The sequence below is a fragment of the Achromobacter pulmonis genome (assembly GCF_002885955.2).
GTDB lineage: Bacteria > Pseudomonadota > Gammaproteobacteria > Burkholderiales > Burkholderiaceae_B > Achromobacter > Achromobacter pulmonis_A.
Genome location: NZ_POQS01000004.1, coordinates 512,451 through 526,616 on the forward strand (window position 1 = coordinate 512,451; position 14,166 = coordinate 526,616).

Annotated in this window: 16 protein-coding genes; 3 read left to right on the forward strand and 13 right to left on the reverse strand. The window is 69.1% G+C overall.

The features are described from left to right. Positions 1–13 precede the first annotated feature (13 nt). The 8 genes from C1I89_RS17550 to C1I89_RS17585 form a co-directional block, all read right to left on the reverse strand. On the reverse strand, positions 14–1,549 hold the full coding sequence (locus tag C1I89_RS17550) for a UxaA family hydrolase (RefSeq protein ID WP_102773946.1): 1,536 nt from the start codon (positions 1,547–1,549) through the stop codon (positions 14–16). A gap of 29 nt (positions 1,550–1,578) precedes the next feature. After that, positions 1,579–2,445, reverse strand: coding sequence for a fumarylacetoacetate hydrolase family protein (locus tag C1I89_RS17555; RefSeq protein ID WP_102773947.1), 867 nt, complete (start codon positions 2,443–2,445; stop codon positions 1,579–1,581). A gap of 29 nt (positions 2,446–2,474) precedes the next feature. Beyond that, a complete protein-coding gene (locus tag C1I89_RS17560) occupies positions 2,475–3,221 on the reverse strand; it encodes an SDR family oxidoreductase (RefSeq protein WP_102773948.1) in 747 nt (248 codons plus the stop codon). Positions 3,222–3,234: 13 nt separating this feature from the next. Continuing rightward, positions 3,235–4,641: a TRAP transporter large permease gene (locus C1I89_RS17565; RefSeq protein ID WP_102773949.1), complete on the reverse strand. Its 1,407-nt coding sequence runs from the start codon at positions 4,639–4,641 to the stop codon at positions 3,235–3,237. A 27-nt stretch (positions 4,642–4,668) separates the two neighbouring features. Then, positions 4,669–5,298: a TRAP transporter small permease gene (locus C1I89_RS17570; protein WP_102773950.1), complete on the reverse strand. Its 630-nt coding sequence runs from the start codon at positions 5,296–5,298 to the stop codon at positions 4,669–4,671. 62 nt (positions 5,299–5,360) lie between these two features. Further along, positions 5,361–6,335, reverse strand: coding sequence for a sialic acid TRAP transporter substrate-binding protein SiaP (locus tag C1I89_RS17575; RefSeq protein WP_102773951.1), 975 nt, complete (start codon positions 6,333–6,335; stop codon positions 5,361–5,363). A gap of 58 nt (positions 6,336–6,393) precedes the next feature. Next, positions 6,394–7,428: an L-idonate 5-dehydrogenase gene (locus C1I89_RS17580; protein ID WP_102773952.1), complete on the reverse strand. Its 1,035-nt coding sequence runs from the start codon at positions 7,426–7,428 to the stop codon at positions 6,394–6,396. Further along, entirely contained in the window at positions 7,425–8,177 is a 753-nt protein-coding gene (locus tag C1I89_RS17585) for a FadR/GntR family transcriptional regulator (RefSeq protein ID WP_102773953.1), read from the reverse strand. The genes C1I89_RS17580 and C1I89_RS17585 overlap by 4 nt, the downstream gene beginning before the upstream one ends. Positions 8,178–8,346: 169 nt before the next feature. On the opposite strand from C1I89_RS17585, the gene C1I89_RS17590 reads away from it, so the two are divergent. From C1I89_RS17590 to pyrF, 3 genes are read left to right on the forward strand one after another with little or no spacing between them, the layout of a single operon-like run. Continuing rightward, a complete protein-coding gene (locus tag C1I89_RS17590; RefSeq protein WP_063960534.1) occupies positions 8,347–8,745 on the forward strand; it encodes a diacylglycerol kinase in 399 nt (132 codons plus the stop codon). Between the two features lie 49 nt (positions 8,746–8,794). Continuing rightward, on the forward strand, positions 8,795–10,114 hold the full coding sequence (locus C1I89_RS17595; protein WP_102773954.1) for an NAD(P)/FAD-dependent oxidoreductase: 1,320 nt from the start codon (positions 8,795–8,797) through the stop codon (positions 10,112–10,114). A 5-nt stretch (positions 10,115–10,119) separates the two neighbouring features. Further along, positions 10,120–10,938 carry an orotidine-5'-phosphate decarboxylase gene (gene pyrF / locus C1I89_RS17600; RefSeq protein WP_102773955.1) on the forward strand — a complete coding sequence of 273 codons (819 nt, stop codon included), beginning with the start codon at positions 10,120–10,122 and terminating at the stop codon, positions 10,936–10,938. A 15-nt stretch (positions 10,939–10,953) separates the two neighbouring features. Here pyrF and C1I89_RS17605 read toward each other — a convergent pair whose 3' ends face one another. The 5 genes from C1I89_RS17605 to ribH all read right to left on the reverse strand — a co-directional run bounded on the left by C1I89_RS17605 (position 10,954) and on the right by ribH (position 14,165). Then, positions 10,954–11,490, reverse strand: coding sequence for a CinA family protein (locus C1I89_RS17605; protein WP_246842456.1), 537 nt, complete (start codon positions 11,488–11,490; stop codon positions 10,954–10,956). After that, positions 11,487–11,993: a phosphatidylglycerophosphatase A family protein gene (locus tag C1I89_RS17610; protein ID WP_102774169.1), complete on the reverse strand. Its 507-nt coding sequence runs from the start codon at positions 11,991–11,993 to the stop codon at positions 11,487–11,489. Before C1I89_RS17610 ends, C1I89_RS17605 begins: the two co-directional genes overlap by 4 nt. Positions 11,994–12,056: 63 nt before the next feature. Further along, complete coding sequence (gene thiL / locus C1I89_RS17615) at positions 12,057–13,022, reverse strand: thiamine-phosphate kinase (protein WP_102773956.1); 966 nt, start codon at positions 13,020–13,022, stop codon at positions 12,057–12,059. 158 nt (positions 13,023–13,180) lie between these two features. Further along, positions 13,181–13,672, reverse strand: a complete 492-nt coding sequence (gene nusB / locus C1I89_RS17620; protein ID WP_102773957.1) for a transcription antitermination factor NusB — start codon at positions 13,670–13,672, stop codon at positions 13,181–13,183. Beyond that, entirely contained in the window at positions 13,641–14,165 is a 525-nt protein-coding gene (gene ribH / locus C1I89_RS17625) for a 6,7-dimethyl-8-ribityllumazine synthase (protein ID WP_102773958.1), read from the reverse strand. The genes nusB and ribH overlap by 32 nt, the downstream gene beginning before the upstream one ends. Position 14,166 lies beyond the last annotated feature (1 nt).

Below are 14,166 nucleotides of genomic sequence, written 5' to 3' on the forward strand. Positions count from 1 at the left end.
CGCGGCCGGGCGCCTACATCACCGCGCCCAGCTGCCAGGGAACGAATTCGTTCTGGCCGTAGCCGTGCTCCTCGCTGCGCGTGCGCCGTCCCGACGCCGTCTCCAGCATCAGGGCGAAGATGCGCTCGCCCATCTGGGCCACGCTTTGCGCGCCGTCGACCACTTCGCCGCAATTGATGTCGATGTCGTCGGACTGCCGCTGCCATAGCGCCGTGTTGGTCGACAGCTTCAGCGAGGGCGCGGGCGCACAGCCGTAGGCCGAGCCGCGGCCCGTGGTGAAACAGATGAGGTTGGCGCCGCCCGCGACCTGGCCGGTGGCCGACACCGGGTCGTAGCCCGGCGTGTCCATGAACACCAGCCCGCGCTCGCGCACGGTCTCGGCGTATTCGTATACGTCGGCCAGGCGCGTGGTGCCGCTCTTGGCGATGGCGCCCAGGGACTTCTCCAGGATGGTGGTGAGCCCGCCGGCCTTGTTGCCGGCCGAGGGGTTGTTGTCCATCTCGGCGTCGTTGCGGGCGCAGTAGTCCTCCCACCAGCGCAGCCGCGCCAGCAGCTTGGCCGCGACCTCGGGCGTGGCCGCGCGCCGCGTCAGCAGGTGCTCGCCGCCGTAGATCTCGGGCGTCTCCGACAGAATGGCGGTGCCGCCGTGGCGCACCAGCAGGTCCACCGCCGCGCCCAGCGCGGGATTGGCGCTGATGCCGGAATAGCCGTCGGAGCCGCCGCACTGCAGGCCCACGGTGAGATGGCTGGCCGGCACGGGCTGGCGGCGCACGCGGTCCGCCTGCGCCAGCATGGCGCGCACCAGCTCGATGCCGTGCGCCACCGTCTTGCGCGTGCCGCCGGTTTCCTGGATGTTGAAGGTGTGCAGCAGCCCGCTTTCGCGCAGGCCTTCCTGCTCCATCAGGCCGCCGATCTGGTTGGTCTCGCAGCCCAGCCCCAGCACCAGCAGGCCGGCGAAGTTGGGATGCCTGGCGTAGCCGCCCAGCGTGCGGCGCAGCAGGCGCAGCGGCTCGCCTTCGCTGCCGGTGGCGCAGCCCGCGCCATGCGTCAGCGCCACCACGCCGTCCACGTTGGGATAGGCGGCCAGCGCTTCGGGGTGGATGTCGCGGCGGAAATGGTCGGCGATGGCGCGGGCCGCCGTGGCCGAGCAGTTCACGCTGGTGAGGATGCCGATGTAGTTGCGGGTGGCGACGCGGCCGTCGGCGCGCACGATGCCGTCGAACTGCGCCGGCGCGTCCACGTAGTCGGTGGGCCGCGCGTCGGCGCCCACCGCGTAGTCGCGCTCGAAGTCGGAGAACTCCAGGTTCTGCGTGTGCACGTGCGCGCCGGCGGCGATGTCGCAGCGCGCCACGCCGATGATCTGGTTGTAGCGCCGCACCGGCTCGCCGGCGGCGATGGCCCGCGTGGCGATCTTGTGGCCGGGCGGCACCAGTCCGCGCACGACGATGTTCTCGCCGGCCAACGGCGTGCCGCCGGCCAGCTGGCGGCGGGCGATCACCACGTTGTCGGCCGGGTGGATGCGTATGAACGCGGTATCGGTCTCAGGCATGGATGGCTCCTGGCGGGCGCGACTAGGGCCTAGGCGTCGATCAGCTCGGGGGCCCAGGCATGGACGGACTGTTGCTGCTCGCCCAGGCCGGCGATGCCCAGGCGCATCCGGTCTCCCGCCTTCAGGTACACCGGAGCCGGCTTCTGGCCCATGCCCACGCCCGGCGGCGTGCCGGTGCTGATCAGGTCGCCCGGGTATAGGGTCATGAAGCGGCTGACGTAGGACACCAGCTGCGCCACGCCGAACACCATGGTGCGGGTGCTGCCGTTCTGGTAGCGCTTGCCGTTGACTTCCAGCCACATGTCCAGCGCCTGCGGGTCGGCGATTTCGTCGGCCGTCACCAGCCAGGGGCCGACCGGGCCGAAGGTGTCGCAGCCCTTGCCCTTGTCCCAGGTGCCTCCGCGCTCGATCTGGTATTCGCGCTCGGACACGTCGTTGACCACGCAGTAGCCGGCCACGTGCTTCATGGCGTCGGCTTCGCTGACGTAGCGGGCGCGCTCGCCGATCACCACGCCCAGCTCGACTTCCCAGTCGGTCTTGACGGATTCCCGGGGCAGCACCACCGGATCGTTGCAGCCGACCACGGCCGAGGTGGGCTTCATGAAGATCACCGGTTCGGCCGGCACCGGCAGGCCGGACTCGGCCGCGTGGTCGGCGTAGTTCAGGCCGATGCAGATGAATTTGCCCATGCCGCTCCAGGGCGGGGCCATCCGGCCCGGGCGGTCGACCCGCGGCAGGCTGTCGGGGTCCAGCGCGCGCAGTTTCGCCAGCCCGGCCTGCGTGAGCGTGGCGGCGGTGATGTCGGGCAGCGCCGCGGACAGGTCCCGCAGCTGTCCGCGGGCGTCGATCATGCCGGGTTTTTCCGCGCCTTTCGCGCCATAGCGCACCAGTTTCATCTCGGTTTCCTTGAGAGGTGTGTGAGAGTTCAGTTGGACCAGCCGCCGTCGATGACCTGGGCGGTGCCGGTGGTGAAGGCGGATTCGTCGCTGGCCAGGTACAGCGCCAGCGCCGCGATTTCGGCGGTGGTGCCGATGCGGCCCATGGGCTGGCGGGCGACGAAGGCGGCCTCGACGGCGGCCAGCGTCTGGCCGCTCGCGGCGGCCTGGGCCTCGATGCGCTGGCGCAGCGAAGGCGATTCCACGGTGCCCGGGCAGATGGCGTTGCAGCGGATGCCCTGGCCGATGTAGTCGGCGGCCACGGACTTGGTCAGGCCGATCACCGCCGCCTTGGTGGCGCCGTAGACGCAGCGGTTGGGCGCGCCCTTGATGCTGGAGGCCACCGAGGCCATGTTGACGATGGAGCCGCCGCCGCGCGCCAGCATGCCCGGCAGGCAGGCCCGGATCATGCGGTACATGGTTTTCACGTTCAGCTCGAACGAGAAATCCCAGGCCGGTTCGTCGCAGTCCAGGATAGTGCCGGCGTGCACGAAGCCCGCGCCATTGAAGAGCACGTCCACCGGCCCGGCCTCGGCGGCCAGTTCGGCCGCGGCCGAGGCGCCGGTCAGGTCCAGCGTGCGGCGCCGGCACCCGGCCAGCGTTTCCAGCGCCGCGCCGTTGATGTCCACGGCCAGCACGTCGGCGCCTTCGCGCGCATAGGCCTCGGCCACGGCGCGGCCTATGCCCTGCCCGGCGGCGGTGACGATGGCGGTCTTGCCTTGCAGTCTTCCGGTCATTGCGGGGGTCTCCTTATTTGGCCATGCCCAGGAAGGTGGGCAGCCAGAGCGTGATCTGCGGGATGTAGGTGATGGCGATCAGCGCCACGAAGAGCGGCGCCAGCCACGGCAGAATGGCCATCGTCGTGCGTTCGACCGACAGCTTGGACACGCGCGCCAGCACGAACAGCACCATGCCCAGCGGCGGATGCAGCAGGCCTATCATCAGGTTCAGCGTCATGATGAGCCCGAAGTGGATGGGGTCGATGCCGAGCTTGAGCACGATGGGCAGCAGGATGGGCACGAGGATGGTGATGGCGGCGATGGTGTCGATGAAGCAGCCCACGATCAGGATCAGCACGTTGGCCATCAGCAGGAACACCCACTTGTTCTGCGTCACGCTGAGGATGCCGTCGGTCAGCGCCTGCGCGGCCTGCGAGGTGGTCAGCAGCCACGCGAACACCGACGCGGCGGTGACGATGAACAGCACCGAGGCCGTGGTCTCGATGGTGTCGAAAGTGGCCTTGGCCAGCGTGCGCAACGTCATGGAGCGGTAACGCACCAGCCCCAGGAACAGCGCCCAGATCACGGCGGCCACGGCGGCCTCGGTGGGCGTGAACCATCCCAGGGTCATGCCGCCGATCAGGATGACGGGCGCCATCAGCGCCATCACCGCCGAGAAGTTGTAGCGCCAGTCCAGCAGCAGCAAGGCCGCGAAGGCGATGCCGGTGGCCATGTTGGACGACAGGCCGGCCTCGGTCATGGCCCAGATCGCCAGCGGAAAGGCCAGCACCACGGCCACTTCCAGCGTGGCGCCGCCCAGCCGCTTCCAGTCGAACGACACGTCGCCGCCCCAGTTGTTGCGCCGCGCGAAATAGGCCACGGTCAGCATCATCAGCACGATCAGCACGGCGCCCGGGACCAGGCCGGCCAGGAACAGCGAGCCGATGGACACGTTGGCCATCATGCCGTAGATGACGAAGGGCAGCGACGGCGGGATGATGGGGCCGAGCGTGGCCGAGGCGGCGGTCACGCCCACCGCGAACTCGGTGCCGTAGCCGTGGTCCTTCATGGCCTTGATCTCGATGGTGCCCAGGCCCGCGGCGTCGGCGATGGCGGTGCCCGACATGCCGGCGAACACCACCGAGCCGATGATGTTCACCTGCCCCAGCCCGCCGCGCATCCAGCCCACCAGCGCCACGGCGAAGTTGTAGATGCGCCCGGTGATGCCGGCGATGTTCATCAGGTTGCCGGCCAGGATGAAGAACGGCACGGCCAGCAGCGGGAAGGATTCCACGCCCGCGATCATGCGCTGCGCCACCACCACGTCGGGCACGCTGCCCGAGATCAGCACGAACAGCAGCGACGCGCCCGCCATGGCCACCGCCACCGGCAGGCCGAAGATCATCAACAGCAGAAAGGTTCCGATCAGTATGCCCATGTCTCGTTTCCGGTTGTGGTTGTCGGATCAGTCCAGCGACGCGTAGGCCTCGGGGTTTTCGAGGATGGAATAGCCCTGGCGCCAGTTGGCGACGGCCACCTGCGCCGAGCGCAGGAACATCAGGGCGAAGCCGGCCAGCGCCACCCAGTAGACATAGGCCTTGTTCCAGAACAGCGTGGTCATGGGCTCGTCGCCCACCAGCGTGATGTAGCGGTAGGTGAGCCATACGGCGTAGCCGAAGAACACGGTGCGCAGCAGGTCGATGACGGTGGCCAGCACGCGGCCCGCGGGGCGCGGCAGGTAGCGGTATAGAAAATCCACCTGGATGTGGCGGCAGGCCCGCACGCACATGGCCGAGCCCAGGAACACCACGCCGATCAGGCAATAGACGGCGAGCTCCTCGGTCCAGGCATAGGAATCGTTGAGCACGTAGCGCGAAAAGAACTGCAGAAAAACCAGCAGCGCCATGATCCAGAATATGGCCAGGCAGATCCAGTCTTCGGGCTGGTAGCCCGCCAGGCTGACTTCATGGTGGTCGGCCTCTTCGAAGCTGTGGACGATTTCTTCGGCGGTGGCCAGCGGCGGCGGCTGCGTGCCGGGCCGGACAGGGTCGTGGCTGGCCGCCGCCATGACGGCGGCCTTGGCATCGGAATGCATGGCGTTCCCCTAGTGCGAAGTCGGGAGGGTCGGGACCGCCGGCGGCGGCCCCGCGGGCGCGTTCACTTCACGGCCTGGATCCGTTCCCAATCCGATTTTTCGTAGCCGTACTGCTTGAACGGCACTTTCTCCAGCACGGTGTCGCGGAAGTCCTGGACGTTGACCTCCGCCACGTTCAGGCCGCGCTTGCGGAACACCTCGACCATTTTCTTTTCGCTCTCGGCGACTTCGCCCGAGGCCTTCTCGGCCGCCTGCTGCGCGACCTCGGTGAAGATCTTCTTGTCCTCGTCGGACAGGCTCTTCCAGAGCTTGCCCGAGATCACCGTGTTCAGGTGGTCGACGATGTGGCCGGTGAGGATGATGTTCTTCTGGACTTCATAGAACTTCTTGGCCTCGATGGTGGTGAGCGGGTTCTCCTGCGCCTCGACGGTGCCGTTCTGCAAGGCCAGGTAGACCTCGGCGAAGGCGATCGGCGCGGTATTGGCGCCGCAGGCGCGCGGCATGGCCAGGTAGGCCGCCACGTCCGGCACGCGGATCTTCAGGCCCTTCATTTCGGCGCACTTGGTGAAGGGGCGGTTGGAGGTGGTCTGGCGCGTGCCGTAGTACGTGGTGGCGACGATGTGGTTGCCGCTTTTCTCGTCGTAGCCGCGGGTGAGCTCTTTGTAGATGTCGCTCTTGGTGTAGGCGATCAGGTGCTCGGGGTTGCGGAAAATGTAGGGGTAATAGGTGACGCCGATGCGCGGGAAGGTTTTCGCGGCGAAGCTGGAGCCGGAGATGATGATGTCCACCGTGCCCAGCGTCAGGCCCTGGTTGATGTCGTTTTCCTTGCCCAGCTGCGAGGCCGGATACACGTCGATCTGGTAGCGGCCGTTGGTGCGCTTGCCGATTTCCTGCGCCGCCCAGACGGATGCGGTATGGAAGGGTTCGGACGTCTCGTATACGTGGGCCCACTTGAGCTTGGTCTGCGCCAGCGCGCTGCTGCTGGCGGCCAGCGCCAGGGCGGCGATCAGCGCCTTGAGGGCGTTGCCTGGGTTCATGTCGTCTCCTCGTTGTTTTGAATGATCCGCCTGGCGACCCTGCTGTGCCGCCCGGAGGTCATGCTTCGACTACAAGTTGCACCTTGGTACTGCGACTGCGATCCGCTGCCAGTTCGAAGGCCTCGAATGCGCGCGACAACGGCAGTTGCGCGCTCATCAGGGGCCGCACGTCCACCTTGCGCGTGCGCAGGTAGGAAACGGCCCAATCGAACTCCACGTCCGCGCGGAACGCGCCGACGTAGTCGAGCTCCCGCGCCATGATGTTGTTGGCCGGGAACGCGATGCCTTCGGCCGGCAGCGTTCCCACTTGCACGATGCGCCCGCCGCGGCGCGTGGCCGCCAGGCAGGTGGCCAGCGCGGCCGGGCTGCCGGCCGCCTCGATGCTGACGTCGGCGATGTCGGCCAGGTCGGCGGGCGCGGCCCGGTCGCCGCGCACGGTTTCGTCGGCGCCGACGGCCAGCGCCATTTCCAGCGGGCGGTCGGCGACGTCGGCGACGATCACGCGCGCCGCGCCGGCCAGCCTGGCGGCCAGCACCGTCATGCAGCCGATGGTGCCGCCGCCCGTCACCAGCACGGTACGGCCCATCAGAGGGCCGGCGCGGTTCACGCCGTGCAGGCCGATGGACAGGGGCTCGGCGCAGGCGATCTCGCCCAACGAGACGTCTTCTTCGGGCACCGGCGTGAGCTGGCGCTCGGCCATGACGAAGCGTTCGCGGAACATGCCCTGCACGTGCGGATACACGCTGGCGCTGCCCAGAAAGCGCATGTTGCGGCACAGATTGGCGCGGCCGGCGCGGCAGTAGTCGCACCTGCCGCAGGGATGCGAGGGATTGATGGCGACCTTCATGCCGGGCGCCACCGAGGCCACGGCCGCGCCGGTGCGCAGCACCACGCCGGAGGCCTCGTGGCCGGGGATGAGGGGTTCGCGGATGACGAAGGCGCCGACGCGGCCATGCTGGAAATAATGCAGGTCGGAACCGCAGATTCCGGCGGCGCCCAGCCTGAGTTCGACTTCGTGCGGCGCCAGCGGCGCGGTTTCGTCGGGTTCGAGGCGCAGGTCGCGCGCGCCGTGGATGCGGCAGGCCAGCGTCATGGTTCGGTCTGCTCCCGGTGGGCGGCCGGCGCGGCCTCGGCATGCTGGCCGGGCGCGTCGGCGCCGGGCCAGCTTGCGGTGAGGCGGTCGTGCGAGCAGGCCAGGTGATGGTGCATGGCGGCGCGCGCGCCGCGGTCGTCGCCGGCGCGGATGGCGTCGATCACCTTGCGGTGCTCGGCGATGGCCGAGGCCCAGCTGGCGGGATTCTCGAAGTAGTCGCCCAGCTTCACGGACAAGGGGTTGTGGCGCTCGTCGAAGAGTTCGCTGACCACGCGCACCAGCACCGCGTTGTTCGCCATTTCGGCGATACGCGTGTGGAACAGGCGGTCGCCGCGGATGGGCACGTGGCCGGCGAGCGCCTCGTCTTCCATGGTTGCCACCGCTTCGACCAGGCCGTCGACCAGCGCGGGCGCGTTGCGCAGCGCGGCCTGCGCGGCCAGTTCGCCTTCGATCACCTGGCGCGCGCGTATGGTTTCCAGCGGGCTTTCCGCCGTGAGGCTGGCGCGCGGCACGCCGGTCAGGCTTTGCACGTAGACGCCGGAGCCCATGCGGACCTCGACCCAGCCTTCGACCTCCAGCGCGATCAGGGCCTCGCGCACCGAGGGGCGCGACACGCCCAGCTTGAGCGCCAAGTCGCGCTCGGGCGGCAGGCGCGCGCCGACCGGGAACTCGCCCGCCTCGATCAGCAGCCGGAGCTGGTCGGCGATCTGGCGGTACAGGCGGCGGGGTTCGATGGTCTGGATGGGCATGGACTGCGTTGCTGGAGGAAGTGCGGGGAAATTCGGGCCAGAAGGTAAAGTGGCCTTACCAATTGACCGGAATCTTGCGCCCGCCCCGGATGAGTCACAATTAGGGTTTGCCCGCCGCGGGTAGCCCATATCTGTTAAAAAGCCGCCACCCGGTCCACTATTCACGCCCATGTCCCCGAATCCGCACCACTCGCCCTACAAGAGCACCGGCGGCCTGCGTCGCATCCTGAACGCGCTGCGCTACTCGCTGCAGGGCCTGCAGGCCGCGATCAAGTACGAGGCGGCCTTCCGCCAGGAACTGGCGCTGGCCGTGCTGATGATTCCGGCCGCATTCTTCCTGGGCCGCACCACGGTGGAGGTGTTCTTCCTGGTGGGCACGGTGATCATGGTGCTGGCCGCGGAGCTGCTGAATTCCGCCATCGAGGCGCTGGCCGACGCGCTGTCGGTCGAATCGCATCCGCTGCTGGGACGGGCCAAGGACCTCGGCAGCGCGGCGGTGATGCTGTTGCTGATCTTCGCCGGCACGGTGTGGGTGGGCGTGGCCATCAGCCGTTTCGTCATGCATTGACACGGCTGGTCATGCCGCCGCCCCGGCGCGGCTATTTATACTGGGAGCCATGATGCCTAGATCGACGTCGGACCCCTCGCAGCGCATCGTCATCGTCGGCGGCGGCGCCGGCGGCCTGGAACTGGCTTCCAAGCTGGGCCGGATCCACGGACGCCAGCACATCACGCTGGTCGACAGCCGCCCTTTCCACATCTGGAAGCCCTCGCTGCACGAGGCCGCGGCCGGCACGCTGGACATCCACCAGGAAGGCCTTTCATACCTGATGCTGGCGCACCTGAACGGGTTTTCGTTCGCGCAGGGCCGCCTCGAACAGGTCGACCGCGAGCACCGCAGCATCACGCTGGACGCGGTCAGCGACGCGCAGGGCATGGAAGTGCTGCCGCGCCGCGAACTGGCCTACGACACGCTGGTGCTGGCCCTGGGCAGCACGTCCAACTTCTTCAACACCCCCGGCGCGGCCGAACACGCCGTCACGCTGGACACCACCGAAAACGCGGAACAGTTCCGCCTGACCATGCTCAAGGCCATGGCGCAGGTGGACCTGGCCAAGGTGCGCAATCCTTCGGCGCGACTGGATCTGGTGATCGTGGGCGGCGGCGCCACCGGCGTCGAACTGGCGGTGGAGCTGGTCGAGGCCAGCCACGTGGTCAGCGCCTACGGCCTGCCGAACTTCCGCGCCGAACGCGACCTGGCGATCACGCTGGTCGAAGGCGCGCCGCGCATCCTGTCGGCGCTGCCCGAGAAGATTTCTGTGGCGGCCACCCGGCGGCTCACCGAACTGGGCATCCGCGTGGAAACCTCGTGCCGGGTGTCCGAAGTCACCGACAGCACCGTGCGCACCGCGGACGGCCGCGAAATCCCCGCCCAGCTCTGCATGTGGGCCGCCGGCATCCAGGGTCCCGCCCTGCTGGCCGACCTGGGGCTGCCGCTGAACAAGCTGGGGCAACTGGAGGTCAACGACAGGCTGGAAACCCCGGACCCGCACATCCTGGCGCTGGGCGACTGCTGCGCCGCGCCGTGGCGCGAGGGCCGCACCGTGCCCGCCCGCGCCCAGGCCGCCCACCAGCAGGCCGACTACCTGGCCAGGAAGCTCACCGCCCGCCTGCGCCACGCGGCCGAGCCCGCCGAACCCTATGTCTACCAGGACCACGGCTCGCTGGTCTCGCTGGGCCAGGACGCCGGCGTGGGCAGCCTGATGGGCAAGCTGGCCGGACGCGGCCTGTTCGTAAGCGGTACACTGGCGCGCCTGATGTACATGAGCCTGCACCTGATGCACCACAAAGCCGTGCTGGGCATCTCGCGCACCGCCTCCCTGGCCCTCGCCCGCCTGCTCATGCGGCGCACGCGTCCACGGGTCAAACTGCACTGAATCCCATGAACTTCATCCAAAAACTCGAACACGCCTGGACCGCCAGCAACTCGCTCCTGCAAGTCGGGCTGGACCCCGACCCGCAGCGCTTTCCGCGCGAATTGCAGGGCAAGCCGGACGCCATCTTCCAGTTCTGCCGCGACATCGTCGACGCGACCGCGCCGTACGCATGCAGCTTCAAGCCGCAGATCGCCTACTTCGCCGCCCACCGCGCCGAGGACCAGCTCGAAGCGCTGTGCCAGCACATCCGCGACAAGCATCCCGACCTGCCCATCGTGCTGGACGCCAAGCGCGGCGACATCGGCTCGACCGCCGAGAACTACGCGCGCGAAGCCTACGAGCGCTACCAGGCGCATGCGCTGACCGTCAGCCCCTACATGGGCCTGGACTCGGTCGAGCCCTACCTGGCCTGGCGCGACCGCGGCGTGATCGTGCTGTGCCGCACCTCGAACCCGGGCGGTTCGGACCTGCAATTCCTGAAGATGGATAACGGCGAGCCGCTGTACCTGCATGTCGCGGGCCTGGTGGCCGACAAGTGGAACGCCGACGGCCAGTGCGGCCTGGTGGTGGGCGCCACCTTCCCCAACGAGCTGGCCGCCGTCCGCCAGCGCATCGGCGACGCCCTGCCCCTGCTGGTGCCGGGCATCGGCGCCCAGGGCGGCGACATCACCGCCACCGTCAACGCCGGCGCCAACGCGGCGCGCAGCGGCATGATGATCAATTCCTCGCGCGCCATCATCTACGCCAGCGGCGGCGACGACTGGCGCGAGGCCGCCGGCGCCGCGGCCCAGGGCCTGCGCGACGCGATCAACGCGGTGCGCTGAACGCCGCGCCGGGGTTCAGCCCCGGCCGGCGGGCGCGCCCACGAATTCCAGCAATCCCCGCAGCGCGAATTCCACCGCGGCCTGACGCACCTGCGTCCGGTCGCCGGGGAACACGTGCGTCATCGCGCGGCTGGTGATGCCGTCGCCGGTGCGCATGGCGAAACCGAAGCACACCATCCCCACCGGCTTGCCGGGCGTGGCCCCGCCCGGGCCGGCGATGCCGGTGGTGGACGCCGCCACCCGCGCGGCGCCGGAGGCCAGCAGCACGCCGTTGGCCATTTCCAGCGCGACCGGCTCGCTTACCGCGCCGAAGTGGTGCAAGGCGTCGGGCGAGACGTCCAGCTCGGCCACCTTGGCGTCGTTGCTGTAGGTGACGAAGCCGCGCTCGAACCACTCGCTGGACCCCGCCACCGCCGTGATCGCGCCGGCCAGCAGGCCGCCGGTGCACGATTCGGCCGTGCCCAGCATCCAGCCCTTGCGGCGCAGGGCCTCGCCCAGCGTTGCGGCCAGCGCTTCCGTGCCGGACCCGATATTGCGTTGTGCTTCGCTCATCCCAAGACTCCTGTGCGCACGACCAGCGCCATGACCAGCAAGGCGTATCCGGCCGCCACGATATCGTCCCACATTACGCCGAAACCGCCCTTGATGTGGGCGTCGAAGAACTTGATGGGAGGCGGCTTGACGATGTCGAAGGTGCGAAACAGCACGAACGCCAGCGCCTGCGCCAGCCAGCCCGACGGCGTGAGCCACAGCACCAGCCAGAACGCCACCATCTCGTCCCAGACCATTCCGACATGATCGGGTTGCTGGAGTTCGCGCCCGACGCGATGACAGGCCCAGCAGCCGTACAGGAACGCCAGCGCCAGGAACACGCCGATGGCCAGGTCCGTGGCGGCCGGCGCGGCGGCGACCCAGATCGCCCAGGCCAGCAGCGTGCCCCAGGTGCCGGAGGCCGGCCGGATCAGCCCGCTGCCGAATCCGAAGGCGATCAGCCGGCCGGGATCGCGGCACACCCAGGACAGGGCGGGATAGGCAGCCCGGCTGCGGTCGCGCATGGAAGGGGAGCGGGTGTCGGCGGGAGGCATGGCGTCCAGGAGGATGAGGCAAAAACGCGGCGCTCAGGCCGCGGGAAAGTGGTCGAAGCCGGCGGGCAGCGCGTCCAGCGGCCGGCCCTGCGCGTCCAGCACGTCCAGGCCGGCACGCTCGCGGATCCGGCCGATGCGGGTGGCGCGCGCGCCGGCCTCGCCGGCGGCGGCCAGCACGGCTTCGCGGCGGGACGCCGGGGCGGTGAAACACAGCTGGTAGACGTCGCCCCCGCCCAGCACGGCGCGGCGGCGCCGCGCCGGGTCCAGGCCGGCCAGCGCGGCGGCCACGGGCATTTGCGGGTAATGCAGATCGGCGCCCACGCCGCTGGCGGCCAGGATATGGCCCAGGTCCTGCAACAGGCCGTCGGAGACGTCGATGGCGGCATGGGCCACGCCGCGCAGCGCCAGGCCGAGCGCCACCTGGGGCCGCGGCCATTCCAGGGCCTCGCGGGTCGCGGACAGCAGCGCGGGGTCGGCCGGATACTGGCCGTCGAGCAGCCGGTAGGCCACGTCGGCCGCGCCCAGCTCGCCCGATACCCAGACATCGTCGCCCGGCCGGGCGCCGTTGCGGCGCAGGGCCTGCCCCGGCGCGACCGCGCCGAACACCGTGACGCTGATGGCGAGGTCGTGCGCGCTGCGCGTGGTGTCGCCGCCGATCAACGGGCAGCCGTGGACGGCCGCCAGATCGTGGAAGCCCTCGGCAAAGGCGGCCAGCCACGCCTCGTCCAGCCTCGGCAAGGCCAGGCCCAGCACGCAGCCGATCGGGCGCGCGCCCATCGCGGCCAGGTCCGACAGATTCACCGCCAGGGCCTTGTGCCCCAGCGCCCTGGGGTCCACATCGGGAAAGAAATGGCGCCCTTCCAGCAGCAGATCCGTGCTGGTGGCCACCTGCTCGCCGGGCGGCACCGGAAACAACGCGCAATCGTCGCCCACGCCCAGCAACCCTGCCGGCGCAGCGCGATTGAAATAGCGCGCGATCAAATCAAATTCGGACGCCAACGCAACTCCGCAATCCGGCAAGAACAAGCGTAAGAAACAGGAAACAGCTGCCCGCACATAACGGGTGCCCCCCAATCCGGGCCGCACGGATCCGGCTCCGCCGGTCCGTAGCGGCGCCCCCCCGGGGGGGAAGCGCCAAAGGCGCTTCGGGGGGGAGCCTACTTCCGCATTTCGTGCGGACGCACGTCCGCGGCCAGCTTGTCGAGCACGCCGTTGACGAACTTGAAGCCGTCCGTGCCGCCAAACGACTTGGCGAGTTCGACGGCCTCGTTGATGGCGACCTTGTACGGCACTTCGACGTGATGGATCAGTTCGAAGCTGCCGATCAGCAGGATGCCATGCTCGACGGGCGACAGCTCGGCCAGCGGGCGGTCGATGTAGGGCGTGAAACGCTCACGCAACGCGGGCGCTTCGCGCAGCACGCCATGCAGCAAGGTCTTGAACCATTGCGCGTCGGCCTCGGAGAAATCCTCGGTGTCGCGCAGATGGGCGTCGATCTCGCCGGCGTCCTGCGTGCCTTCGCCGCCGCGCAGCAGCCACGCGTACACGCCCTGCAACGCGAATTCGCGTGCACGGCGCCGCGCGCTGCGCGCGTTGGCGCGGGCCTGCGCCGCGCTATCAGCGCTGGTCGTCGTCTTCTTCGTCGTCAAAATCTTCGTCCTCGTCGTCTTCGTCGTCTTCCTCGGGTTCCAGCGCCGCCACCAGGTTGGCCATTTCAACGGCCACCTGGGCGCAGTCGCGGCCCTTGCCGGCGGCGCGGGCCTGGGCCTGCTCGTCGGTGTCCACGGTCAGCACGCCGTTGGCGACGGGGATGCCGGTTTCCAGGGAAATACGGGTGATTGCCGTGGCCATTTCATTGCTGACCACTTCAAAGTGATAGGTTTCGCCGCGGATGACGGCGCCCAGCGCGATCAGTGCGTCGAATTCGAACGTTTCGGCCATGTGGGACAGGGCCACGCCCAGTTCCAGGGCGCCGGGCACGGTGGCGACCATCACGTCGCGCTCGTCCACGCCCAGTTCGGCCAGTTCCTTCAGGCACGCTTCGAGCTCGGCCTGGCCGATTTCTTCATTGAAGCGGGCGCGTACGATGCCGATGTGCAGCCCTTCGCCGTTCAGGTCGGGGGTAAGGATATAAGGGTTCATT

What these genes read in the sequence shown, in the direction of transcription:
- C1I89_RS17550 (WP_102773946.1), bottom strand. Translation starts at nt 1,549, where the DNA reads ATGCCTGAGACCGATACCGCGTTCATACGCATCCACCCGGCCGACAAC.
- C1I89_RS17555 (WP_102773947.1), bottom strand. Translation starts at nt 2,445, where the DNA reads ATGAAACTGGTGCGCTATGGCGCGAAAGGCGCGGAAAAACCCGGCATG.
- C1I89_RS17560 (WP_102773948.1), bottom strand. Translation starts at nt 3,221, where the DNA reads ATGACCGGAAGACTGCAAGGCAAGACCGCCATCGTCACCGCCGCCGGG.
- C1I89_RS17565 (WP_102773949.1), bottom strand. Translation starts at nt 4,641, where the DNA reads ATGGGCATACTGATCGGAACCTTTCTGCTGTTGATGATCTTCGGCCTG.
- C1I89_RS17570 (WP_102773950.1), bottom strand. Translation starts at nt 5,298, where the DNA reads ATGCATTCCGATGCCAAGGCCGCCGTCATGGCGGCGGCCAGCCACGAC.
- C1I89_RS17575 (WP_102773951.1), bottom strand. Translation starts at nt 6,335, where the DNA reads ATGAACCCAGGCAACGCCCTCAAGGCGCTGATCGCCGCCCTGGCGCTG.
- C1I89_RS17580 (WP_102773952.1), bottom strand. Translation starts at nt 7,428, where the DNA reads ATGACGCTGGCCTGCCGCATCCACGGCGCGCGCGACCTGCGCCTCGAA.
- C1I89_RS17585 (WP_102773953.1), bottom strand. Translation starts at nt 8,177, where the DNA reads ATGCCCATCCAGACCATCGAACCCCGCCGCCTGTACCGCCAGATCGCC.
- C1I89_RS17590 (WP_063960534.1), top strand. Translation starts at nt 8,347, where the DNA reads ATGTCCCCGAATCCGCACCACTCGCCCTACAAGAGCACCGGCGGCCTG.
- C1I89_RS17595 (WP_102773954.1), top strand. Translation starts at nt 8,795, where the DNA reads ATGATGCCTAGATCGACGTCGGACCCCTCGCAGCGCATCGTCATCGTC.
- pyrF (WP_102773955.1), top strand. Translation starts at nt 10,120, where the DNA reads ATGAACTTCATCCAAAAACTCGAACACGCCTGGACCGCCAGCAACTCG.
- C1I89_RS17605 (WP_246842456.1), bottom strand. Translation starts at nt 11,490, where the DNA reads ATGAGCGAAGCACAACGCAATATCGGGTCCGGCACGGAAGCGCTGGCC.
- C1I89_RS17610 (WP_102774169.1), bottom strand. Translation starts at nt 11,993, where the DNA reads ATGCGCGACCGCAGCCGGGCTGCCTATCCCGCCCTGTCCTGGGTGTGC.
- ribH (WP_102773958.1), bottom strand. Translation starts at nt 14,165, where the DNA reads ATGAACCCTTATATCCTTACCCCCGACCTGAACGGCGAAGGGCTGCAC.